The sequence below is a fragment of the Streptomyces sp. PT12 genome (assembly GCF_003311645.1).
In the GTDB taxonomy this organism is placed as follows: domain Bacteria; phylum Actinomycetota; class Actinomycetes; order Streptomycetales; family Streptomycetaceae; genus Streptomyces.
This window is the reverse complement of the sequence record NZ_QEST01000256.1, coordinates 159,784-182,404: the sequence shown is the minus strand read 5'-3', so window position 1 is coordinate 182,404 and position 22,621 is coordinate 159,784. Positions and strand designations below refer to the sequence as shown.

Annotated in this window: 20 protein-coding genes; 9 read left to right on the top strand and 11 right to left on the bottom strand. The window is 73.1% G+C overall.

Annotated elements, in window-relative coordinates:
- Window positions 1-82 precede the first annotated feature (82 nt).
- The 4 genes from DEH69_RS27980 to DEH69_RS27965 all read left to right on the top strand — a co-directional run bounded on the left by DEH69_RS27980 (window position 83) and on the right by DEH69_RS27965 (window position 1,515).
- The gene (locus tag DEH69_RS27980; protein WP_113689768.1) at window positions 83-361 is read left to right on the top strand and encodes a hypothetical protein; all 279 of its coding nucleotides are present in this window, start codon (window positions 83-85) and stop codon (window positions 359-361) included.
- Window positions 358-630: a hypothetical protein gene (locus tag DEH69_RS27975; RefSeq protein ID WP_113689767.1), complete on the top strand. Its 273-nt coding sequence runs from the start codon at window positions 358-360 to the stop codon at window positions 628-630. The genes DEH69_RS27980 and DEH69_RS27975 overlap by 4 nt, the downstream gene beginning before the upstream one ends.
- A 193-nt stretch (window positions 631-823) precedes the next feature.
- Entirely contained in the window at window positions 824-1,246 is a 423-nt protein-coding gene (locus DEH69_RS27970) for a hypothetical protein (RefSeq protein WP_113689766.1), read from the top strand.
- Window positions 1,243-1,515 carry a hypothetical protein gene (locus DEH69_RS27965; protein ID WP_147255889.1) on the top strand — a complete coding sequence of 91 codons (273 nt, stop codon included), beginning with the start codon at window positions 1,243-1,245 and terminating at the stop codon, window positions 1,513-1,515. Before DEH69_RS27970 ends, DEH69_RS27965 begins: the two co-directional genes overlap by 4 nt.
- A 280-nt stretch (window positions 1,516-1,795) precedes the next feature.
- Here the strand turns inward: DEH69_RS27965 and DEH69_RS31830 are convergent, their stop codons facing one another.
- The 8 genes from DEH69_RS31830 to DEH69_RS27925 all read right to left on the bottom strand — a co-directional run bounded on the left by DEH69_RS31830 (window position 1,796) and on the right by DEH69_RS27925 (window position 10,435).
- The gene (locus DEH69_RS31830) at window positions 1,796-3,817 is read right to left on the bottom strand and encodes a serine/threonine-protein kinase (RefSeq protein WP_181727635.1); all 2,022 of its coding nucleotides are present in this window, start codon (window positions 3,815-3,817) and stop codon (window positions 1,796-1,798) included.
- A 597-nt stretch (window positions 3,818-4,414) separates the two neighbouring features.
- Window positions 4,415-4,702 carry a DUF4190 domain-containing protein gene (locus DEH69_RS27955; protein ID WP_113689764.1) on the bottom strand — a complete coding sequence of 96 codons (288 nt, stop codon included), beginning with the start codon at window positions 4,700-4,702 and terminating at the stop codon, window positions 4,415-4,417.
- Between the two features lie 79 nt (window positions 4,703-4,781).
- Window positions 4,782-5,504 carry an ABC transporter permease subunit gene (locus DEH69_RS27950; RefSeq protein WP_113689831.1) on the bottom strand — a complete coding sequence of 241 codons (723 nt, stop codon included), beginning with the start codon at window positions 5,502-5,504 and terminating at the stop codon, window positions 4,782-4,784.
- Window positions 5,505-5,523: 19 nt separating this feature from the next.
- Entirely contained in the window at window positions 5,524-6,441 is a 918-nt protein-coding gene (locus DEH69_RS27945) for an ABC transporter ATP-binding protein (RefSeq protein ID WP_113689763.1), read from the bottom strand.
- Window positions 6,438-7,298, bottom strand: coding sequence for an ABC transporter permease subunit (locus DEH69_RS27940; protein ID WP_258535025.1), 861 nt, complete (start codon window positions 7,296-7,298; stop codon window positions 6,438-6,440). The genes DEH69_RS27945 and DEH69_RS27940 overlap by 4 nt, the downstream gene beginning before the upstream one ends.
- Before the next feature lie 107 nt (window positions 7,299-7,405).
- Entirely contained in the window at window positions 7,406-8,419 is a 1,014-nt protein-coding gene (locus DEH69_RS27935) for an ABC transporter ATP-binding protein (RefSeq protein ID WP_369008281.1), read from the bottom strand.
- Window positions 8,420-8,498: 79 nt separating this feature from the next.
- Window positions 8,499-9,380: a class I SAM-dependent methyltransferase gene (locus DEH69_RS27930; RefSeq protein ID WP_113689760.1), complete on the bottom strand. Its 882-nt coding sequence runs from the start codon at window positions 9,378-9,380 to the stop codon at window positions 8,499-8,501.
- A gap of 122 nt (window positions 9,381-9,502) precedes the next feature.
- Window positions 9,503-10,435 (bottom strand): LLM class flavin-dependent oxidoreductase, encoded by a 933-nt coding sequence (locus DEH69_RS27925; protein WP_113689759.1) that lies wholly within the window; start codon window positions 10,433-10,435, stop codon window positions 9,503-9,505.
- A gap of 135 nt (window positions 10,436-10,570) precedes the next feature.
- Here DEH69_RS27925 and DEH69_RS27920 point away from each other — a divergent pair, with 135 nt between their 5' ends.
- Complete coding sequence (locus DEH69_RS27920) at window positions 10,571-11,395, top strand: Cof-type HAD-IIB family hydrolase (RefSeq protein ID WP_258535011.1); 825 nt, start codon at window positions 10,571-10,573, stop codon at window positions 11,393-11,395.
- 44 nt (window positions 11,396-11,439) lie between these two features.
- On the opposite strand, the gene DEH69_RS27915 is transcribed toward DEH69_RS27920, so the two are convergent.
- The 3 genes from DEH69_RS27915 to DEH69_RS27905 form a co-directional block, all read right to left on the bottom strand.
- Entirely contained in the window at window positions 11,440-12,219 is a 780-nt protein-coding gene (locus DEH69_RS27915) for a hypothetical protein (RefSeq protein ID WP_113689757.1), read from the bottom strand.
- Between the two features lie 232 nt (window positions 12,220-12,451).
- A complete protein-coding gene (locus DEH69_RS27910; RefSeq protein ID WP_113689756.1) occupies window positions 12,452-13,390 on the bottom strand; it encodes a metallophosphoesterase in 939 nt (312 codons plus the stop codon).
- Window positions 13,391-13,542: 152 nt separating this feature from the next.
- Window positions 13,543-14,736 (bottom strand): LacI family DNA-binding transcriptional regulator, encoded by a 1,194-nt coding sequence (locus DEH69_RS27905; RefSeq protein ID WP_113689755.1) that lies wholly within the window; start codon window positions 14,734-14,736, stop codon window positions 13,543-13,545.
- A gap of 445 nt (window positions 14,737-15,181) precedes the next feature.
- On the opposite strand from DEH69_RS27905, the gene hisC reads away from it, so the two are divergent.
- The 4 genes from hisC (at window position 15,182) to cydD (ending at window position 22,616) form a co-directional block, all read left to right on the top strand.
- Window positions 15,182-16,261 carry a histidinol-phosphate transaminase gene (gene hisC / locus DEH69_RS27900; RefSeq protein WP_113689830.1) on the top strand — a complete coding sequence of 360 codons (1,080 nt, stop codon included), beginning with the start codon at window positions 15,182-15,184 and terminating at the stop codon, window positions 16,259-16,261.
- Window positions 16,262-16,389: 128 nt separating this feature from the next.
- Window positions 16,390-17,910, top strand: coding sequence for a cytochrome ubiquinol oxidase subunit I (locus DEH69_RS27895; protein ID WP_113689754.1), 1,521 nt, complete (start codon window positions 16,390-16,392; stop codon window positions 17,908-17,910).
- Between the two features lie 52 nt (window positions 17,911-17,962).
- Complete coding sequence (gene cydB / locus DEH69_RS27890; RefSeq protein ID WP_113689753.1) at window positions 17,963-18,967, top strand: cytochrome d ubiquinol oxidase subunit II; 1,005 nt, start codon at window positions 17,963-17,965, stop codon at window positions 18,965-18,967.
- A gap of 67 nt (window positions 18,968-19,034) precedes the next feature.
- A complete protein-coding gene (gene cydD, locus DEH69_RS27885) occupies window positions 19,035-22,616 on the top strand; it encodes a thiol reductant ABC exporter subunit CydD (protein WP_113689752.1) in 3,582 nt (1,193 codons plus the stop codon).
- Window positions 22,617-22,621 lie beyond the last annotated feature (5 nt).

Genomic DNA, 22,621 nt, shown 5'->3' with positions numbered 1-22,621 from the left:
GGTCGTGGTGGCGGTGCACCATGCCGGGTCGGGGGGCGGGTGGACGCACCGTGCGTGTCGCGGCTGCCTGGTTCGTGAGCGGTTGATCCCGCTCGCCTTCCACCCGCTGCGCCACGACGGGGCGCGGCTGGCGTACCCGGAGATCGTTCCGGGTGAACTGGTCGCGACGCTCGCGCCGTTGGGCGAGTCGCCCGTGCTCGCCGCGCCGGTCGGGCGGCTGCTGGCCGCTGTGGCCCGTACGAAGGACCGGGCGCTCGACGCCGACCAGCGGCACGCCGCCCACGACGCCGCCCGCGCCACCGTCGCACACCTGCGGAAGGCCGCCCGACAAGTGAGCCGCGCCGTTCGGGAGGCGCGGTGAACGGCGCGATCGATCTCTCCCTCCGCGATCCCGACCGGGGCAACGACCAGCCCGTCAACGGCCGCTGCTGGCTCGGCTGCGACCCCGGGACCGTTCAGCCGGTGGTCTGGATCGGGCCCGTCTCCATCGCGGGGCCGAACGGGATCGCCACCGCGCCCGCCTACGCCTGTCCCCGGTGTGTGCGCCGCCTCTACACCATGGCGCGGGCGGATGAGATCGAACGCGACCGCCCGGCGCATCTGGCCGAGCAGCCGCACCACCGCCCCTGACCCCTGCTGTCACCCGTGGGGCCGCCCCGCCGGCGAACGTGCTGGGCCCGGGTGGCAGCGGGCCCAAGCCCGCCCGGCCCAGGACCGGGCGGACATTCCCGGAGCCGCTTCCTCCTCCGCGCGCCCCGGGGCACCCGCCCGCCCCGTCCTGGTCACGACCGGGGCGTGCGGCCAGTCCTTCACCCACCACCATGTGCTGGAGCCTGTCATCTTCTGGCCATTCCTCTTCTGGCCCCCGTCCCACCGGCACGACGAGCGCCCGCGGCAGCGACACGCGGCGATGCCCGCCACCGACAGCGTGCGCCGTGTCGAGGTGACCCCGGCATCGGTCCTCACCGGGGACGTGCTGACCATCGGCGAGTGCCACTTCAAGGTCTTGACGCGCACCCGGGTCCACGGCGGGGTCAGGCTGGGGCTCACCTCGGGTGCCCTGTTCGTCATGTCCCACCGCACCACCCTCACCGTCTGGCGCGCCGACCCGCCCGGCTTACGGCCCCGCTCCTTCTGGGAGACAGCCCTCCGCCCACCCCCACCCACCCAGGCGGAGATCATCGCCCAGGTCGTCGTCGGCTGCGCCCTCGTCATCATCATCGCCCTGGCGGTGATCGCGCGATGAACCCCACCGGAATGGTCGCGATCGAGATCACCGCCGCCACCGTCAGGGTCGGCGACCAACTGGTCGTCGGAGGACGGCCCTACACCGTGACCGACATGAGCGCACTCGCCAGCGGCGGCAAACTCCTGCGCTTCCACGGAGGCGAGACGTTCCACATGGGCTGCTTCACCGTCCTATGGGCCAGCCGCCACATCTCCCAGCTCCCCGGCTTCCTCCCACCCCGCCCCAGACGCTACGCGGCAACACGCCGCCAGCCCACCGCGCGGTAGCGGAGGCAGACGACGCTGAACCCGCTGAACACCGGGGCGAGCGGCCCCCGAGGCTTGACGCTGGCTTGACGCAGCCACGTTGCGGCGAGCCTCCAACAGCCGGGGCCCCCACCGGGCTCAACCGCGGGCAGGCCAGCAGCCCCTCCACCGCACCTGGCCGACCGCGAGCGGCCATCCTGAACCCCCCTGCCGCCGTGTGCGTGAAGCCGCGTCCCGCTGGGGACGGGTGCGGCCTGGACGGCGGCAGGGGCTCCGCCCCGCCAGGCCAGCGCAGCGCCCCTCACCCACCCACGTTGACCTGCGCCTCGTCGACCCCCGCCTCGGGAAAGTGCCAGCGTTCCAGCAGCTCCTGGTAGGTGCCGTCCTCCAGCAGCGCGCCAAGACCCGTGCGCACCGCCTCGCGCAGCTCGTCCTGGCCCACGGGCACGGCGATGCCCCTGGGGCCCAGCTCAACGCCGTCGACGCGGGCGCCAAGGCCGTGCTGGGGGTTCTCGCCCACGTAGTACGCCCCCTGGGAGTACAGGAGCATCGCGGCGTCCGCCTCCCCCGACGTCAGCAGCTCCGCCATGTCGTCGCGCCCGCCGAAGGTGACGTTCTCGACGGGCTCGGGGCAGTTCTCGGTGTTCGCGCGCAGCCTCTCCCGCGGGAAGTCCGCGTCATATGTGGCGACCGTGAGGTCGCACAGCTCGGCCAGGACGCCCTCGTTCTCGCCGCCGACGCTCACCACGCCCCAGCCGTCCCAGAAGTGGTTGACGAAGTCGACGCCCAGTTCGTGCCGCTCGTTCGTGCTGTCCTCGAACCCCGCCACCGCGATGTGCGAGGCCGACTCCTCGCCCGCCTCGACCGCTGCCGCAGCGGCCTCCTCCGGCTCGGCGCTCGGCCAGAAGGTCACCTCCACGCCAAGCCGTTCGCCGATCTCGCGCATGAGGTCGACCTCGAAGCCGACGAGGTCGCTCCCGTTCTCCTCGTGGAAGAGCACCGGATCGTCCTGGGCCGCGGCGTGCACGGTGAGGATGCCCGCGTCGCGCAGGTCCCGCGGGATGAGGTCGGCAAGGGGCGCCTCCGGGTCGGCGCCCCCGTTGCCACCCACCGCACCCTCGCCCTCGCCCTCGCCCTCGAAGCCGGTGATCGAGCCGCCGGAGCCCTCCGTGGCACCCGCCTCCGAACTGCCGTCCCCGTCATCACCGTTGAACGCGGTCAGCGCGATCACCACCGCGAGCGCCGCGGCCCCGGCCACGGCCGCGGTCAGGAGCGCCACCCTGCGCCTGGGCCGCGGGGGCGGCGACGGAGTGGCGGCGGGCGCGTCGAGGCGCGGGCCCGGCTGCGCGGCGTAGGGCGGATAGGTGGGCGGGACGGTGGGCGCTCCAGGCGCGGGAGGCGCGGGGGGCGAGGACGCGCCGGGCCCGTCGAGCGCGAGCAGGTCGGCCGCGTCCCTGCCGAGCCGGGCCGTAAGGCCCTGCGGCAGCCAGAACTCCGTGCCCGCGCGTGCCTCGGCCAGGGGCGCGATCTCGGCGAGAACGGGCCGCTCCGGCGCGTTCTTCGCCAGGCAGCGGGCCACCAGGTCGCGCAGCTCACCGGTCAACCGGCCGTTCGGCGGGCCAAGTTCGGGCTGCTCATACATCACCCGGTAGAGAACGGTGTGCGGCTCGGCGCCGTCGGCGGCAAACGGGGCGGAGCCGGTCGCCGCGTACGCGAGCACCGCGCCAAGCGCGAACACGTCGGCCGCGCCCGTCAGCGCCTCGCCACGGATCTGCTCGGGCGGCATGTAGCCGGGGGTGCCGATCATCGCGCCCGTGCGCGTCGCCAGGCTGGCGTCGACGGCCCGCGCGATGCCGAAGTCGATGACCTTGGGGCCCTCGAGCGTCACCATCACGTTCGACGGCTTGAGGTCCCTGTGGATCAGGCCGCTGCCGTGGATCTCGGTCAGCGCCCGCGCCAGGCCGAGGCCGAGCGCCCACACCGAGTGCTCGTCCAACGGCCCGTGCAGCGACTCGATCACGTGCCGCAGCGGGGGGCCGACGACATAGCCGGTGGCGATCCACGGCACGTGCGACTCGGTGTCGCTGTCGAGCACCGGCGCCGTCCACGCGCCGCTGACGCGCCGCGCCGCCTCGGCCTCCGCCCTGAAGCGGCGCCTGAACTCAGGCTCGCGCGCGAGCGCGCCGTGCACCACCTTGACCGCGACCATCCGCCCATGCGGGGACCGCCCAAGAAAGACCTGTCCCATTCCGCCCGCACCCAGCCGCCTCAGCAGCACGTACGGGCCGATGGTGGCCGGGTCGCCCGGACTCAGAGCCTCCACGGCCCTCCTCCCCAACGGTACGGCGGCCGACTCCCCTGTCGGCCCCGAACGGCAAGGATCCTAGCGGCCCGACCTGTGGATAACTACGCTTCGAAGCAGTCATGTTGACGGACCGAGAGGTCCGCAGGTCAGGGGCCCTGGGCGCGTTGGCAGGGGCGCGAGTGACTTCTGGGGCGAGCGTGGGCCCCTCGTTGTCCACAGGCGGGCCGGGGCCGGGGCGTGGCGCGGCGGGGATTGTGGCCGCCACAACGCCCTGACCTGCGGATTCGAAGAGCTTCAACGTGCCTGGCGCGGACCAGAGTTATCCACAGGCCGCGCGTATGCCCCCTTTTGCCCCCCTTGTGGGGCGCCCAACGGGGCCGAAGCGCGCCGGATTCGCGGCCATTTGTCCGCCACCGAGCGCCATCTTGTCTGCCGCTAAACCCAACAGAAACGGTCCTTTGAGGAAATGGAGGAGATTTTCCGGGGAGTTGAGACCGGTTATCCACAGGTCGCCCGTGGGCCCCCGGGCATGTGGAAAACCGTGTGGACAGCGCGGGCCCACCGAGCGGTTCGGCGCGGCCGACGCCAGGTCGCGCACGACCGCGCCGACCGCCGTCAGGCGGGGGCGCTTCCCGACATGTACCAGCCGTCGCCCGACATCCACGTCGAGACGACGACGACCGACAGGAAGATGTCCACCGCGCCGAGCACGATGCCCGCCTTGGCCACGGCGCTCGGGGTGCGGCGGTGGGCCAGCACGCCGAGCACCACCGCGAGGACGCCGAGCACGAGCCCGGCGAAGAAGAGTCCGACGATGCCGCACACCAGACTTCCGGTCGCGAGGTTGCCGCTCTCGCGCCTCGTCAGGGTGCCGCCGCGACGGGTGCCTCGGTGCGTCGCCATGGGTTTCCTCCCTCACATGAGACGCACCGAGTGCCCAGCCCTCCCGGCGTTACGCGTCGTTGGCCTACGCGTCGTTGGCCTACTCGTCGTTGGCCATCGTCAGCACCCGCAGCCGCTGCCCCGCGTACCACGTGCCGAGCACCGTCGCCGCGGCGAGGAGGACCACCGCGGTGGGCAGCGCCACCTCGGAGGTGATGTCGGCGCCGTCCGCCGCGATCCGCTCGGCGAGGGCGAGCGACCACTGCTGGACCGAGAGCGTGCGCGCCCCCGGCACCAGGCTGCCGAACAGCGCCTCCCAGATCAGCGCGTAGATGAGGCCGAACACCACGGCGTTGCGCGACACCGTGCCGAGCAGCAGGAAGACGGCGCTGTAGGCGATCGACGCGACGGCGGCGGCGACGGCGAACGCGGTGGCGATCTGCTGGCTGTTGCCGTTGAGGATCAGCCCGGCCACCAGGATGGGCACCGTCGTGAACGCCACGGTCACGCCGATCGCGACCCACAGCTTGGTGAGGATGATCGTGCGCCGGTCGAGCGGCTTGGAGAGCAGGTAGACGATCGAGCCGTCGTCGATCTCGGGCGCTATCGCGCCCGTTCCGGCGATGACGCCGATCAGCGGGACCATCGACGCGAGGGCGAAGCCGCCAAGGATCTCGGTGGCGGCCCGGTCGTCCACGCCCGCGAGCGCGCGCACGGCGACGGCGATGACCAGCAGAAGCGCGGGCAGGGACAGCAGGATCAGCGCGCGGCGGCGGCCGAGGAGGGCCCGGTAGGTGAGGCGGGCGACGGTGGGGTTGTAGATCGCGGACATCTCACGTTCCTTACGCGCTGACCAGGTAGGAGAAGACGCTTTCCAGGGACTCGTCCGACGGCGACACCGTCAGCAGCCTGATCCCCTTCTCCCGTGCCAGCAGCGGGAGACGGGTGGTGAAGCGCCCGAAGTCGACCGCCTGGACGCGCAGGGCGCGCTCCGCCGCGTCGAACTCGATGCCGCTGGTGGACGGGTCGGCGATCAGCGCGGCGGCCAGCGCCCTGTCGTCGCTTGAGCGCACCAGATAGCGGTGCGGCCGGTCGGTCATCAGGCGGCGGATCCTGCGGTAGTCGCCTGAGGCTGCGTGCCGCCCCGCGACGATCACCTCGATGTGCGTGGCCAGCTGCTCGACCTCCTCCAGGATGTGGGAGGAGAACAGCACCGTGCGGCCCTCGTCGCCCATCGTCCGCAGCAGGTCCATCAGGTGCATGCGCTGGCGCGGGTCCATGCCGTTGAACGGCTCGTCGAGCAGCAGCACCGAAGGGTCGTGGACGAGCGCGGACGCCATCTTGACGCGCTGGCGCATGCCCTTGCTGTAGGTCGAGATGCGGCGGTCGGCCGCGCCGGTCATGTCCACGGTGTCCAACGCCCGCCGCGCCGCGGCGCCGGGGTCGGGCAGGCCGTGCAGCTCGGCGTTGGCCAGCACGAACTCGCCGCCCGTGAGGTAGTCGTACATGCCCTCGCGCTCGGGGACCAGGCCGATCTCGCGGTACGCCGCGGCGTTGCGCCAGATCGGCCGGTCGTCCAGGGTGACGGCGCCCGACGAGGGGGCGAGAAAGCCGCTCATCATGTGGATGAGGGTGGACTTGCCCGCGCCGTTGGGGCCGAGCAGCCCGGTGACGCCGGGGGCGATGTCCATGGTCACGTCGTTGACCGCGACGACGTTGCCGAACCAGCGGGATGTCTTGGCGATGTGGATGGTGGTCACAGGCCCGCCTTCCGGTAGCGGCGCGTCAGCAGGACGTAGCACAGGGCGGTGAGCGCGGCGGCGGCGACCAGGTACGCGGCGCCCGCGGCGGCGCTCGGCATGACCTCGCCGGGGAACTCGACCTCGCCGCCGAGGAACCTGGCCTCGATGCCCTCGACGAGCGTGCCGGGCGAGAACAGGGCCAGCCAGCCCACCGCGTCCGTCGAGCCCTGTTCGTCGGCGACGGCCATGATCGCGGTCGCGGCGAAGTAGGGGATGGTCAGCACGGCGATGATCGCGGCGACGCCGAAGCCGCGGCGCGGGGTGAGCGAGGCGACGAGCAGCGCGATCGCGGCGTGCACGACGCAGTAGACGGCCGTCGTGACCAGCCCTCGCAGGAACGCCGTGGTCTGGCCGGTGAAGCCAAGCTCGGCGAGCAAGCCGCCCGCGTACGCGATGACCAGCGGGATCGCGCTGAAGATGAAGAGCGCGCAGGCGAGCGCCGCCGCCTTCGCCGAGACGTAGTCGGAGCGGTCGATGGGGCGCGAGAAGTAGAGCGGGATCGTCTTGAACCGCAGGTCGAGCGAGACCATCTGGGGCGCGGCGAGCGCGATGTAGAGGCCGATGATCGGCTGCATGAACATCGTGTAGGCGGTGTACTCGATCGGCAGCTCGTCGAGGCCCGTGGTCACCGCCACCGCGACCATCACCACCGCGGGCATGCACATGATGGCGAACAGGCCGAACGGCAGCACCTTCGCGCGCGCCGAGCGGCCGAGGCCGAACGCGCCGCGCAGCGAGTGCGCCAGGAGCGAGCGGCGCGCGTACAGCGCGCCCAGGCGCTCGCCGTCGTAACGGCGGTAGCCGATGTCGTGGATCCGCGCGTCGGTAGAGGCCGTGCCGGGGGCAGGGCTCGGGGCAGGGCTCGGGGCAGGGCTCGGGACGGGGCTCGGGACGGGGCTCGGGACGGGGCTCGGGGTGGGGCTCACTTCGCGACCTCCTGCCCGGCCAGGGCGTGCGGGATGTCCTGGGTGCCGTGGGCACCGGAGGCGCCGGGCGCGTCCTGGAAGACCTCGGCGATGCGGTGCCTGCGCTGTTCCATGCGGACCAGGCCGAGGCCCAGGTCGGCGATGACGTCGCGCACCGCGTCGTAGGCCGCCTCGTCGGCGGCCTCCACATGCACCAGGTGCCCGGCGCCCGCGGTGACGGCGAAGCCGCGCTCCGCGAGCGCCGCGGTCAGCGCGCCCGTGCCGTCGGGGTGCGCGTCGCTGTCGGTGACCTCGACGGCGAGCGACGCGGTCGCCTCGGTGAAGCTCGCGGTCGCCTGCGAACGCAGCAGCCTGCCGCCGTCGATCACCACGATGTGGTCGCTCGTGCGCTCCAACTCGCCCAGCAGGTGCGACGTGACGAGCACCGATATGCCGAAGTCGCTGTGGACGCGGCGGATCAGGCCGAGCATCTCGTCGCGCCCTGCCGGGTCGAGGCCGTTGGTCGGCTCGTCGAGCAGCACCAGGCGCGGGTCGTGCACCAGGGCCTGGGCGAGCTTGACCCGCTGCTTCATGCCGGTCGAGTAGCCGCCCATCGGCCGGTACCGCTCCTCGTACAGGCCGACGTGGCGCAGCGTGTCCGCGGTGCGCTCGCGCGCGGCGGTGCGCGGCAGCCCGGACATGCGCGCCATGTGCACCACGAACTCGGTGGCGGAGACATCGGGCGGCAGGCAGTCGTGCTCGGGCATGTACCCGACCTGCTCGCGGATCGCTCCGCCCTCGGTCGCCGAGTCCTTGCCGAGCACCCTCGCCGTGCCCTCCGTCGCGGGTGCCAGGCCAAGCAGGATCTTGATCAGGGTCGACTTGCCGGCCCCGTTGGCACCGACCAGGCCCGTGACGCCAGGGCCGATGTCCACGGTCAGCCGGTCAAGAGCGGTCACCTTGGGGTACCGCTTCGTTAGGCTTTCGGTCTCAATCACGCTCACCCCGGGCACGCTAGTGCGCTTGCGCACATCGCGCGTCCCACTTCGGGAGGGCGGTCGCGGCCGTTCCCCTAGGGGGTGGGTCGGGGGCGGGGGGGACTATAAGGCCCTATGAGGCCCTGAGGAACGCGCTTGTGGTGACCTTGCCGATCTTGGTGAGCCGGGTGTCGGAACGCGCCAGGTGCGCGTCGGTCGCCTCCGTCACCCCTGGCCACACGCGGTCGTCGTAGTCGTCGACGACGATCACCGCGCCGGGGGCGGCCAGCTTCTCGACCCACTCGAGGTCGGCCTCGACGCCCTTGGCCGAGTGGTCGCCGTCCACGATGATCACGCCGAACTTGCCGCCGCTGAGCGTGGCGTGGATGTCGGCGTCCGTCGAGTAGCCGCGCAGCAGCCGCACGCGGTCGGGCAGCACGCCCGCGTAGTGGAGGTTGGCGCGCACGATGTCCTCGTTGATCGGCGTGCCCGACGCGTCGACCGTGATCTCCATGCCCTCCTGGAGCTGCACGGGGGCTATCGGGTCCACGATCGTCAGCTGGTACGGGATGCCCGCGCGCAGTATCTGCCGGGCCAGGCAGCCAGCGAAGAGGCCGTAGAGCGTGCCGATCTCCAGGATGTCGCCGTTGGGTGGCTTGAGGAGCGGGGTGGTGGCGAGCTTGCCGAGGATGTTGGATGTGCCGCCCGCGATCCGGCCCACGCCCCGGTTCTCCACCTCGACCAGCGTGCGGTACGCCTGGACGACGGCGCGGCGGGCGTGCTTCTCGCCGGTGACCTCCCCGACCTGGCGCGCGACGGCGCTGATCGCGCCGGGGGTGGGGTGGCGGTTGAACCGGCGCCCGTCGGGGCCGAGAAGCAGCTCGACGAGGTGCTGCTGTTCCTTCAGGAGCTTCAGCTCGTCCTTGGCGCCGCTGAGCTCCTTGCGGAGCTTTCGGTCGATGCGCTGGTCGATACGCCGGAGCAGCGGACGAGCGGTTCGACGGAGGAGACTCATGTTCCGACGCTAGTTGCCCGTGTTCGGTTCGACCACAGCCAGGGGCGAACGTCCTGCGCCCCTTTCTTGCTCTTCATACACCGTTCATCTGCGGCGGCGGGGCGCGGGGCGGAACGCGGGGCTCAGCGGGTCAGCTGGGCCAGGCCCTCGGTGGCGATCCGTTCGAACACGCCCATGTCGGCGGCGAAGACCGAGTCGGGCACCGGCCAGTGCACCACGAGCTCGGTGAAGCCGAGCTCGGCGACGGTCCCCGCGTAGTCGACGAACGCGTCGACCGACGCGAGCGGCAGGATCCCGGTCGGGGTCGTAACGAAGTCGAGCAGCGTCCGCTCCAGGCTCGACGCCTCGCGCCCCACCTCCTCGCAGATGCCCTCGAGCCGCTCGACCTGCCGCGCGAGCCCGGTGGTGAAGTCACCCGGCGATCCGGTGAACGTGGCGGGGTCGCCCGTCGTGACCCACGCCTGGCCGTGCCGCGCGGCGAGCCGCATCCCACGCGGGCCCGTCGCGGCCACGGCGAACGGCAGCCGGGGGCGTTGCACGCAGCCGGGGATCATCCGCACCTCGTGCGCCGAGTAGAACTCACCGCGGTAGGAGATCCCGCCGCTGCCGCCCTCGCTCAGCAGCCGGTCGAGCAGCCGCACGAACTCGGCGAAGCGCTCGGCCCGCTCGCCGGGCGGCCACGCGTCGCTGCCGAGCGCGGTGGCGTCGAAGCCGGTGCCGCCCGAGCCGATGCCCAGGGTCACCCGGCCCGACGACACGTCGTCGAGGGTGATCAACTCCTTGGCCAGCGGCACGGGATGGCGGAAGTTGGGCGAGGTGACCAGGGTGCCGAGCCGCAGCCGCTCGGTGACGCCCGCGGCCGCGGTCAGCGTGGGCAGCGCCCCGAACCACGTCCGGTCGCGAAAGCTGCGCCACGACAGGTGGTCGTAGGTGTAGGCGGTGTGGAAGCCAAGCTCCTCGGCGCGCGACCAGGTCTGGCGGCCGCCCTCCGACCAGCGGTAGACGGGCAGGATGACGGTGGAGAGGCGCAGCGGGAGCCTGGACGAATCAGCCATGGGAAGCAAGGGTAGGCCCTTTCAGGCCACGCCCGTGCGGCTTCCCCCGCCCTTCTCCGCGGCCCGGCCGGGAGGGCCCGAAAGCGTCCGTTTTCGTACTGATGTGCGCGCTTCTCGGGCATATGCTGAGTGACTGTGCCCACGTTGCCCGCGCCTCCGGTCCCGCCCCGCCTGATCGCCACCGACCTCGACGGCACCCTTCTGCGCGACGACGCCACCGTCTCGCCGCGCACCGTCGCCGCCCTCGCCGCCGCCGAGGCGGCCGGGCTCGAAGTGATCTTCGTGACCGCCCGCCCCGCCCGCTGGATGGAGGTGGTCTCGGCCCATGTCCACGGCCATGGCGTCGCCATCTGCGGCAACGGCGCGGCCGTCGTCGACCTGCGCCGCGGCGGCGAGCTGGTCGAGACCCGCCCGCTGCCCAGGGAGAACGCCCTGCTGATCGCCGGCGCGCTGCGCGACGCGGCCCCTGGCGCGACGTTCGCCGTCGAGCGCGGCCCCGGCTTCCACCACGAGGCCGCCTATCCGCGCCTGATGTGGGACACCCCCGCGCAGGTCGCGCCGATCGAGAAGCTGCTGACCGCCGACGACGACCTGCCCGTCCTGAAGCTGCTCGCCCACCACGGGACGCTCGATCCCGACGCGTTCCTCGCGCTGGGCCGCGAAGCGGCGGGCGAGCACGGCGAGTTCACGCGGTCGAGCCGCATCGCCCTGCTCGAGATCAGCGCGCCGGGCGTCAGCAAGGCCAGCACGCTGGCCCAGCGCTGCCGCCGCCGCGGCATCCGGCCCGACGAGGTGGTGGCGTTCGGCGACATGCCCAACGACCTGCCGATGCTCGCCTGGGCGGGCACGGCCTACGCGATGGCCAACGCCCACCCGGCCGTCCTGGCCGCGACCCGGCACCACACGGCGTCCAACGAGGACGACGGCGTGGCGCGTGTGATCGAAATGTTGCTGTCCTGACGCCTCTGTCCGATCACTCCTGGTGAGGCCCTGAACGTGTGCGGTCACTCCAGGTCCGCGCCGCCGTCCGCGGGGCTCGTGTAGGTCGGGCCCGAGAAGTCGGGCGTGCCGTAACGCGGCCGCGCGGGGGCGTCGCCACCCCGGCTCGAGAACTCAGGGCTGGAGAAGTGCGGGCTCGAGAAGCGCAGCCGGGGCGTGCGGTCCTGCTGCTGGTGCTGCGGCAGCGCGGCCACGTGCTGGCGCAGGAACGGCGCGATCCCGTTGTCGTGCAGGGCGCGCCGCCACTCGTCGCGGGCGCGCGCGACGTGATCCGCCGGCGCGGAGGCGCGGATCGAGGTGGCACCGTTGCGCGCCGCCACGATCACGAGGCCCGCCGCGGCGATGAGCAGCCCGACCGCGGCCACGAGCGCGAACACCCAGCCGACCGTGCGCATCGGCTCGGCCATCGCGGGCTCGGGGTCCGCGACCCCCAGCAGGTAGCCGAGCAGCAGGAACACCACGCCCGCGATCCCCGCGAGCACCGGGACGAGCGCGAAGAACACCGTGACCACCCCGACCCCCGAGGGCGGCCCCGCCCTCTCGGTCAACCCGGCCCCGGCGTCGGGCCGTTCGGCCAGGCGCAGCCGCAGCGCGGTCAGGCGCTCGTACTCGGCCGAGGCGGCGGACGCGATATCGGGCAGCGCGTCCCGCGCCAGCTCGCGCAACTCCTCGATTCCGGCCGCGTCCGCGCCCGAGGTCAGCCGGGCGGTACGCAGTGCCTCGTCGAGGATCTGCTCGAAGTCGGCCTGATCCTCGGGCGGCAGAAAACCATCAGCGCTGTTCATGTGCGTCCCCAGATGCTTCTCTGGCAGAGAGCCGATGAGCAGGGTCCCAGGCCCTGCCCGGGCGATCTGCTGCGGGCCCGCGACGCCGGGCCGATCCTCGAAGATCGCCCGGACAGGACCTAGATGGTAAAGGGGATCCGGGCATTCGTGACAGGCAATTACCCGAATCTTTCCCACTCCGCCACGCGCCCTGCCCCAGGGGACCGCGCCGGGACAGGCGGGGCCCCGCCGCTCAGACGGCCAGCGGCAGGCGGGCCACCAGCAGCCTGCCCGCCATCGTGACGCCGCCGTCCATCGCGATCGCCAGCGAATCGGCGTACACATGGGGCCCTTCGACGCGCGGCGACCCGTCGCCGCCCGCGCCGTCGCCCCCGTCGCCGTCCGTGCCGTTCTCCCCGGTCAGATACGGAATGGGGCTGTGCCCGTGCACGACGCGCTTGCCGCCATAGGTGTCGAGCAGCTCGCGCACCGCCGCGGGCCCCGACTCGTCGTCCTTGAACGCGAAGCGCTTGGTGAACTTGCGGAAGAGATCCCAGGTCTCCTCGACGTCATTCCGCTGAAGGGCCTGCCAGATCGCGTCGTTGACGTCGTCGATCGTGCTGCCGTAATCCAGGTACGCGGTCGTGTCGGAGTGCAGCAGCAGATGCCCGTCGGCCAGCGCCATCGAATCGAGCCGCGACATCCACTGGATGTGGTGGTCGCGCAGCCGCTCCATGTCGGTGCGCTGCCCGCCGTTGAGGATCCAGGCCGCCTGGAACGACGCGGTGCCCGCCGCCGACTCCACGGGGGTGTCGCCGAAGCGGCTGGCGCCGAGCAGCAGCAACTCGTGGTTCCCCAGGAGGGCCTTGCAGTATCCGCCCGCCGCGGCCGCCTCGGCCGAGAGCCGCATCACGAGGTCGATGACGCCGATCCCGTCGGGGCCGCGGTCGGTAAAGTCGCCAAGGAACCACAGCCTGGTGTTCCCCGCGGCCCAGCGGTCGGCCGAGTCCGTCAGCCCCGCGTCGCGCAGCGCGTCGCGCAACTCGTCCAGGTAGCCGTGCACGTCGCCGACCACGAAGAGCCTTCCCGCGCCCTCCACGACCGGCAGGTCGGGCACCGTTGGAGAGTAGACGGCCTCGGCCTCGCCCGCGCCGCTCCACACGTCCGGTCCCTGGCCGGCCCCCTGAGTCATCGACCCCTCCACCACTACGCGCCGCCTCCGCCTCGACGACCTGCCGGAGCGGCCAGGTCACGGTGCCATTCGCCCATCATAGGAATCCGCGCGGGCCGTTGTGACACACCCGGGGTAGCCGGGATCGGCCGCCGGTACCTGTCTACCCGAAACTACTGGTCAACGGCAGGGGGTGTACGAGGTAGGGCGACGGTGGGGCGCGGCGAGCGCGCGGGCGCCGGGACCGTGGCGCGCGGCGAGGCCCGCGGCGAACGCTGCGACGACGCGCGGACGATCAGCTCGGTCGGCATCACCTGGTGCCCCTGCGCCCGCGGAACGTGCCCCGCCGCCTGCCGCTTGCCGCCATCCCCCGCCGCCCCCTCGATCGCGTCGATCAGCAGGTGGATGACGGCCGTGCCGATGCGGCCCGGCTTGAGCGACAGCGTGGTGATGGGCGGCTCGGTGGTGGCGTAGACGCTGGACTCGCTGCAACACACGACCAGCAGGTCGTCGGGGACGCGCAGCCCGTAACGCCGCGCCGCGGCAAGCAGATCGGTGCCATTGGGGTCGAACAGGCCGTAGACCGCGTCGGGTCGGTCGGGCCGCGCCAGCAGCCGGTCGGCGGCGACGGCGCTCGCGCAGGGGTCGTGCGCGGGGTACGCCTCGTAGACCGGGTCCTGGCGGGCGCGTTCGCACCAGTTGAGGTAGGCGGTCGTGGACAGCCGCGTATAGGTGTCGGTGCTCGTCCCGGTCAGCAGCCCGATGCGGCGCGCGCCCCCGGCGGCCAGATGGTCGAGCAGGCCGGTCACGGCGGCCTCGTGGTCGTTGTCCACCCAGGCGGTGACGGGCAGGCTGCCGCCCGGCCTGCCGTCGGAGACCACGGGGATGCCCTGCCTGACCAGCTCGGTGACCACGGGGTCGTGGTCGGAGGGGTCGATGACGACGGTGCCGTCGAGCGCGACGTTGGACCACACGTCGAACTCCCGGTGCTGGGACGCGGCGGGCAGGATGACCAGCGCGTAGCCGCGGGCGAGCGCCGCTGAGGTCGCGGCGCGCGCCATCTCGGCGAAGTAGGCGAACTCGGTGAACGTGAACGGCTCGTCGCCGTAGGTGGTGACCGTGAGGCCGATCAGCCCCGACTTGCCGGTGCGCAGGGTGCGGGCGGCGGCGGACGGGCGGTAGCCGAGGCGGTCCGCCACGGTGCGCACATGGCGGCGGGTCGCGTCGGGGAGGCGGCCCTTGCCGTTGAGCGCGTCGGAGACAGTCGTGATCGAGACACCTGCGGCCGCGGCGACGTCGCGGATGCCAGCCCGGCCGCTCGTGCGGCGCCCGGTACCCCGGGTCACCTGATGCTTCGCTGCTGTCATGGCGACCTGATGGTAGGCCCGGGGCGGCCGGACGGCGGCGGGATCGAGACGGCCGATCGCCGATACGTTTTTGCATGGTCGGAAGAGGAAGGCACCTTGCTTCCCATGATCACATGGCCCGACCGGTGCCACTGAACCGATGTGCGAGCCCAACGCCCGTGCCAGGACCGGGATTTCAACATCCCGGCCCTCACCCTCACGGGTGAGGCGCGCCACCGCGCTCGCCAGGGGCGCACGGGGCGCGCGCCGCGGGGAGCGCCCGGGAGGACGCGACGGGGGCGCCAGCGCGGCGCCGGGAGCGCCGCGCCCGAAGGACGCCGGTGCGGACGCGGGTGCTGACGCCGGTGCGGACGCCGGTGCTGACGCGGGGATACGCGCGCGGGGGCGTTGCTCTTACTGTGGGAAGGTGACCGCATCCTCTCAGGAACCCGTCTCCCAGCGGGCCATCGGCCCCCGCCTGCGCGCCGCGCTCGACGGCATCCCGGCCTATGTCCCGGGCCGCCCCGCCGGGGAGGGCCAGGAGAGCTTCAAGCTCTCCTCCAACGAGAACCCCTACCCCCCGCTGCCCGGCGTGCTCGAGTCCGCCGTCGCCGCCGCGGGCTCGCTCAACCGCTACCCGGACATGGCGGCCACCGCGCTGTTCGCCGAGCTGGCGGCCCGCTTCGACGTCCCGGTGGAGCACCTGGCCGTCGGCACCGGCTCGGTCGGGGTCGCCCAGCAGCTCCTCCAGGCCACCGCGGGGCCAGGGGACGAGGTGATCTACGCGTGGCGGTCGTTCGAGGCGTATCCGATCATCACGCAGATCTCGGGGGCCACCTCGGTGCGCGTCCCGCTGACCTCGGGCGAGGAGCACGACCTGACGGCGATGGCCAAGGCCGTGACCGACAGGACGCGGCTGATCTTCGTCTGCAACCCCAACAACCCCACGGGCGTCGCCATCGGCCGCGCCGATCTCGAGCACTTCCTCGACCGGGTGCCGCAGGACGTGCTCGTGGTGCTCGACGAGGCGTACCTGGAGTTTGTGCGCGACCCGCGCGTGCCCGACGGCATCGCGCTCTACCGCGACCGGCCGAACGTCGCGGTGCTGCGGACGTTCTCCAAGGCGTACGGCCTGGCCGGGCTGCGCGTCGGCTTCGCCGTGGCGCACGCGCCCGTGGCCGCGGCGCTGCGCAAGACGGCGGTGCCGTTCGGCGTCAGCGGCATCGCGCAGGCCGCGGCGATCGCGTCGCTGCGCAGCGTGCCCGCGCTGCTCGCGCGCGTGGACTCGCTGGTCGCCGAGCGCGCGCGGGTCTCGGCCGCGCTGGCCGAGCAGGGCTGGACGGTGCCGGACTCCCAGGCGAACTTCGTGTGGCTGCGGCTCGGCGAGGCCACCGGCGCGTTCGCGGCGGCGTGCGAGGCGGCGGGCGTGACGGTCAGGCCGTTCGCGGGCGAGGGCGTCCGCGTCACCGTGGGCGAGCCCGAGGCCAACGACCTCCTGCTGGCCACGGCGGCGGCGTTCCGCGCGGGACGCCACGAGGTGGCGTGACGCGCGGAGTGGCGTAACGCACACCGCTTCACCGGCTTCCCGGTTCCTTCCCCGGGGAGTCGGTGGTCCATAATGGCTTGTGAATGTGAATACGTTCACAAGCGGACACAGCGGGAGGGGCGCCACCCATGGACCTCGCTCTCGCGCCGGAGACACTGGCGCGCTGGCAATTTGGCATCACGACCGTCTACCACTTCCTCTTCGTCCCGCTGACGATCTCCCTCGCCTCCCTGACCGCGGGCCTCCAGACCGCGTGGGTGCGCACCAGGAACGAGAAGTACCTCAGGGCGACCAAGTTCTGGGGGAAGCTCTTCCTGATCAACATCGCCATGGGCGTGGTCACGGGCATCGTGCAGGAGTTCCAGTTCGGCATGAACTGGTCGGACTACTCCCGCTTCGTCGGCGACGTCTTCGGCGCCCCGCTGGCCATGGAGGCGCTGATCGCCTTCTTCTTCGAGTCCACGTTCATCGGCCTGTGGATCTTCGGCTGGGACAAGCTGCCCCCGAAGCTGCACCTGGCGACCATATGGACGGTCGCGGTCGGCACGGTGATCTCGGCCTACTTCATCCTGGCCGCCAACTCCTGGATGCAGCACCCGGTCGGATACCGGATCAACGAGGAGTCGGGGCGCGCCGAGCTGACCGACATCGTCCATGTGCTGACGCAGAACACCGCGGTCGCGCAGTTCTTCCACACCATCACCGCCGCGTTCCTGACGGGCGGGGCGTTCATGGTCGGCATCGCCGCCTACCATCTGGCGCGCCGCCGCCATGTCGCCGTCATGCGCACATCGCTGCGGCTCGGGCTGATCACGGTGGTGGCCGCCGGGCTGCTGACCGCGTTCACCGGGGACCGACTCGGCAAGATCATGTACGAGCAGCAGCCGATGAAGATGGCCGCGGCCGAGGCGCTGTGGGAGACCGAGGGGCCCGCGCCGTTCTCCCTCTTCGCGGTGGGCGACGTCGACGAGGGGCACAACACCGTCGCCGTCGAGGTGCCCGGCGTGCTGTCGTTCCTCGCGCACGACAACTTCACCGAGCCCGTGCCCGGCATCAACGACCTCAACGAGCAGCTGGCCGAGGAGTACGGCCCCGGCGACTACCGCCCCAACATCCCGCTGGCGTACTGGAGCTTCCGCTGGATGATCGGGTTCGGCATGGCCTCGACCGCCCTGGGCGCCGCGGGCCTCTGGCTGACCCGGCGCAGGCTGTGGCTGGCCCCGGCCCTGCGCACGGGCGAGGACGAGCCACCACGCCTGGCGCTGACCCGCGAGCGGGAGCTGGGCCCCGCCCTCACCCACTGGTATTGGCGCCTCGCGCTGCTCACCATGCTCTTCCCGCTCATCGCCAGCGCATGGGGCTGGATCTTCACCGAGACGGGCCGCCAGCCCTGGGTGGTCTACGGGCTGCTGCGCACCGACGCGGCGGTCTCCCCCGGCGTCTCGCAGGGCGAGGTGATCGCGTCGCTCACCGTCTTCACCCTCGTCTACGCGGCGCTCGCGGTGGTCGAGGCCCGGCTGATGCTCACCTATGCGAAGGCGGGCCCGCCCGAGCTGACCGAGGCCGACCTCAACCCACCGACCCGGATCGGCGGCCACGGCGGCGGCGAGGACGACGACGCCGACCGGCCCATGGCCTTTTCGTACTGATGCACACCGATGCCCGACTGATGCTCACTGACGTGCTGAGAGGAGCTGGGCGATGAGCCTTCCCGAGGTCTGGTTCGCCGTCATCGCCGTCCTGTGGATCGGCTACTTCTTCCTCGAGGGCTTCGACTTCGGCGTCGGCGTGCTCTCCGGGTGGCTGGCCCGCGACCGCCCCGAGCGCCGCGTGCTGATCAACACGATCGGCCCGGTCTGGGACGGGAACGAGGTCTGGCTGATCACCGCGGCAGGCGCCACGTTCGCGGCGTTCCCCGACTGGTACGCCACCCTCTTCTCCGGCTTCTACCTGCCGCTGCTCGCCATCGTGGTCTGCCTGATCCTGCGCGGCGTCGCGTTCGAGTACCGCGCCAAGCGGGCGGACGAGCGCTGGCAGCGCCGGTGGGAGCACACCATCGTCGGGACCTCGCTGCTGCTGCCGTTCCTGTGGGGCGTCGCGTTCGCCAACATCGTGCGGGGCGTGCCGCTCGACGCCGACCACGAGTACACCGGGAGCGTCGTCGACCTGCTCGGGCCGCACGCGCTGCTCGGCGGGGTGGCGGCACTGGCGCTGTTCACGTTCCATGGCGCGGTGTTCGTCGCGCTCAAGACCGTGGGCGACATCCGGATCCGCGCCCGGCGGGCCGCCCGGTGGCTCGGCCTCGTCTCGGGGGCGCTGGGCGGCGCGTTCCTGCTCTGGACGCAGGCCGACCGCGGCGACGCGGGCAGCGCCGCCGCCCTGGCCGTCGCCGCGCTCGCGCTGGCGGCCGCGCTCGCGGCCAACGCCAGGGGCCGCGAGGGCTGGGCCTTCATCTGGTCCGGAACGGTCGTGGTCGCCGCCGTCGCGATGCTGTTCCTCACGCTGTTTCCCGACGTCATGCCGTCCTCGCTGGTCGAGCAGGGCACGCTCACGGTCGAGAACGCGTCGTCGACGCCCTACACGCTGCGGATCCTGACGTGGTGCGCGGCCGTGGCCACGCCCGTGGTGGTGCTGTACCAGGCGTGGACCTACTGGGTGTTCCGCAAGCGCATAGGGACCCAGCACATCGCGGAGTCCGCGCACTGACCCGGGGAGCGCCGACCGATGGAGCGCCGACCGATGGAGCGAGAAGGGAGAGGGGCGGTGAGGGATCGTGCGGCCCGTTGATCCACGTCTGCTGCGCCACGCCAGGGCGACGCGCGGCTTTCTGGCCGCCTCGGTGGCCCTGGGCCTCGCGGGCGCGGGGCTGGTCGTCGCCCAGGCGCTGCTGATCGCCCGGATCGTCACCGACGCGTTCGTCGAAGGCCGGGGCGCGGGCGAGCTCGCGGTGCCCCTGGCCCAGCTCGCCGCCGTCGCGGTGGGCCGGGCGCTGGTGACCTATCTGACCGAGCTGGCCGCCCACCGGGCGGGGGCCTCGGTGAAGTCGGAGCTGCGGCTGAAGCTGCTCGCCCATGCCACCCGGCTGGGGCCCGGCTGGCTCTCGGGGCGCTCGACCGGCGAGCTGACAACGCTGGCCACCCGCGGCATCGACGCCCTCGACGGGTACTTCGCGCGCTATCTGCCGCAGCTCGGCCTCGCCGTGGTGGTCCCGGTCGCGGTGCTGGCGCGGATCGTCACGGACGACTGGGTCGCGGCCGCCACCATCGCGGTGACGCTGCCGCTGATCCCGGTGTTCATGGCGCTGATCGGCTGGGCCACCCAGGCGCACATGGACCGGCAGTGGCGCGGGCTGGCCCGGCTCTCCGGGCACTTCCTCGACGTGGTGGGCGGCCTGGCCACGTTGAAGGTGTTCGGCCGGGCCAAGGCCCAGGCCGAGAACATCAGGGCCATCACCGCCGACTACCGCCGCGGCACGATGCGCACGCTGCGGATCGCGTTCCTCTCGTCGTTCGCGCTCGAGCTGCTGGCCACGATCTCCGTGGCGCTTGTCGCGGTCGGCATCGGCATGCGGCTCGTGCATGGCGACCTCGACCTCTACACGGGCCTTGTGGTACTGCTGCTCGCGCCCGAGGCCTATCTGCCGCTGCGGCAGGTCGGCACGCAGTACCACGCGGCGCAGGAGGGCCTTTCGGCCGCGGGCGAGGTGTTCGCGGTGCTGGAGAACGAGCCCCAGGCGGGCGGCACGGCGCCCGTCCCGCCCGTCGAGCGCGCCACGATCACCCTTGACCGCGTGGTGGTGCGCTACCCGGGCCGCTCGGGCGACGCCCTCGCCGAGACCAGCCTGACGCTCGCCCCCGGCGACACGCTCGCGCTCACCGGCCCCTCGGGAAGCGGTAAGTCCACGCTGCTCGCGGCGTTGCTCGGCCTGGTCCGCCCCGCCTCGGGCCGGATCCTGGTCGGCGGCCTCGACCTGGCCGAGCTGGACCGGGACGCCTGGCACCGACGGATCGCCTGGGTCCCGCAGCACCCGCACCTGTTCGCCGGAACGATCGCCGACAACGTCCGCCTGGCCCGCCCCGACGCGGACGACGCGGCGGTGGCCCGGGCGCTGCGCGACGCCGCGGCGCCCGACCTCGACCCGGCGCGGCTCCTGGGCGAGGGTGGCACGGGCCTGTCCGCGGGGCAGCGCCAACGCGTCGCCCTGGCACGGGCGTTCCTGGCCGACCGCCCGATCGTGCTGCTGGACGAGCCCTCGGCCGCCCTGGACGGGGTGACCGAGGCGGCGGTCGGCAAGGCCCTCACCCGACTGGCGGCGGGCCGCACGCTGATCGTGGTCACCCACCGCCCGACGCCGTTCCCGATGTTTCACGTGGAACATCGCCAGGTTGCCGCGCCCCTCGCCACCGCACTCCTCACCCCGCCGACCGCCCCGCCGACCGCCCCGCCGACCGCCCCGCCGATGTCGGCGGCGAGCGCCCCGAAGGGCCCCGACCCTGCCCAGGAGGCGGAGGCCGAACGCGCCGCACCGGCGCAGGGGGGTGACCGCGACCCGCTGCGCTGGGTCCGCGCGGCCGCGCGCGGCCGGTGGGGGCGGCTCGCGCTGGCGACCGCGCTGGGGGCGCTGGCGCTCGGCAGCGCCGTGGGGCTCATGGCCACCTCGGGCTGGCTGATCTCGCGCGCCTCAGAACAGCCGCCCGTGCTCTACCTGTTGGTGGCGGTGACGGCGACGCGGGCGTTCGGTATCGGGCGGGCCGTCTTCCGCTACGCCGAGCGGCTGCTGTCGCACGACGCCGTCCTGCGCGTTCTGGCCGGGCTGCGCGTCACCGTCTACCGCCGCCTCGAACGCCTGGCCCCCGCCGGGCTCGGCCGCACGCGGCGGGGCGACCTGCTCTCCCGGGTCGTCGCCGATGTCGACGCGCTCCAGGACTACTACCTGCGCTGGCTGCTCCCGGCCGCCGCCGCGGCCCTCACCGGCGTCGCCGCCGTCGCGTTCACGGGCTGGCTGCTGCCCGCGGCGGGCGCCGCGCTCGCCGCGGGGCTGCTGGCAGCGGGGGTCGGCGTCCCCGCGCTGACCGGCGCGGTCGCCCGGCGCACCGAGCGGCGCCTCGCCCCGGCCCGGGGCGACCTCGCCACCCGGACGGTCGATCTGCTCACCGGAACCGCCGAGCTCACCGTCGCGGGCGCGCTGCCGCGCCGCCACGCCGCCGTCCGCGCCGCGGACGCCGAGCTGACGGCGCTTGCCGCCCGTTCCGCCTCGGCGACCGCCCTGGGCGGCGGCCTGATCTCCCTGATCACCGGGCTGACCGTGACCGCCGCCGCGTGGGCCGGGGTCTCCGCCGTCGCCGACGGCGCGCTCGACGGGGTGTGGCTGGCGACGGTGGTGCTCGTGCCGCTGGCCGCGTTCGAGGCGGTCATGGGCCTGCCCCTTGCCGTGCAGCACCGGCAGCGCGCGCGGCGCGCGGCCGAGCGCGTGCGGGAGGTCATCGACGCCCCGGTCCCGGTGGTCGAGCCCGAGCGGCCCGAACGGGCCCCGGCCGACCCGTTCCCGCTGACCCTGCGCGGGCTGACCGCCCGCCACCCGGGCGCGCGGCGCCCGGCCCTCGCGGGCATCGACCTTGACCTGACCCCCGGCCGACGCGTCGCCGTGGTCGGCGCTTCGGGGGCGGGGAAGACGACGCTGGCGCACTGCCTGCTGCGGTTCCTCGACCCGGAGTCGGGGCGTTACGCGCTCGGCCCCGTCGACGCGACGGCGCTCGACGGCGACACGGTCCGCCGCACGGTCGGCCTGTGCGCCCAGGACGCGCACCTCTTCGACAGCACCCTGCGGGAGAACCTTCGCCTGGCCTCCCCCGGCGCCGACGACGCCGCGCTGCGCGACGCGCTGGCCGCGGCGCGGCTGCTCGACTGGGTGGACACGCTGCCCGACGGCCTCGACACCCGGGTCGGCGAGCACGGCGCGCGGCTCTCCGGCGGCCAGCGGCAGCGCCTCGCGCTGGCCCGCGCGCTGCTCGCCGACTTCCCCGTGCTGGTGCTCGACGAGCCCGCCGAGCACCTGGACCTGCCGACCGCCGACGCCCTGACGGCCGACCTGCTGGCCGCCACCGAGGGCCGGACCACCGTCCTGATCACGCACCGCCTGACCGGCCTCGACGCGGTGGACGAGGTGCTGGTCCTGGACGGCGGGCGTGCGGTGCAGCGCGGGCCCTACGCCGAACTGGCGGCCGCCCCTGGACCGTTCCGCCGCCTCCTGGAGCGCGAACGCGCCGCCGATGGCCACCCCTGGCCCGCCCTCGCGACCGCCCCCGCGGCCGAGCGCCAGGACCCTATCCCGACTTTCGCGACAAAAGGGGACTGACTACC

Bases quoted from the DNA above. Each gene is read 5' to 3' on its own strand.
- DEH69_RS27895 (WP_113689754.1), top strand. From the start codon at position 16,390: ATGGACCTCGCTCTCGCGCCGGAGACACTGGCGCGCTGGCAATTTGGC.
- DEH69_RS27910 (WP_113689756.1), bottom strand. From the start codon at position 13,390: ATGACTCAGGGGGCCGGCCAGGGACCGGACGTGTGGAGCGGCGCGGGC.
- DEH69_RS27955 (WP_113689764.1), bottom strand. From the start codon at position 4,702: ATGGCGACGCACCGAGGCACCCGTCGCGGCGGCACCCTGACGAGGCGC.
- DEH69_RS27965 (WP_147255889.1), top strand. From the start codon at position 1,243: ATGAACCCCACCGGAATGGTCGCGATCGAGATCACCGCCGCCACCGTC.
- DEH69_RS27925 (WP_113689759.1), bottom strand. From the start codon at position 10,435: ATGGCTGATTCGTCCAGGCTCCCGCTGCGCCTCTCCACCGTCATCCTG.
- DEH69_RS27930 (WP_113689760.1), bottom strand. From the start codon at position 9,380: ATGAGTCTCCTCCGTCGAACCGCTCGTCCGCTGCTCCGGCGTATCGAC.
- DEH69_RS27915 (WP_113689757.1), bottom strand. From the start codon at position 12,219: ATGAACAGCGCTGATGGTTTTCTGCCGCCCGAGGATCAGGCCGACTTC.
- DEH69_RS27905 (WP_113689755.1), bottom strand. From the start codon at position 14,736: ATGACAGCAGCGAAGCATCAGGTGACCCGGGGTACCGGGCGCCGCACG.
- cydB (WP_113689753.1), top strand. From the start codon at position 17,963: ATGAGCCTTCCCGAGGTCTGGTTCGCCGTCATCGCCGTCCTGTGGATC.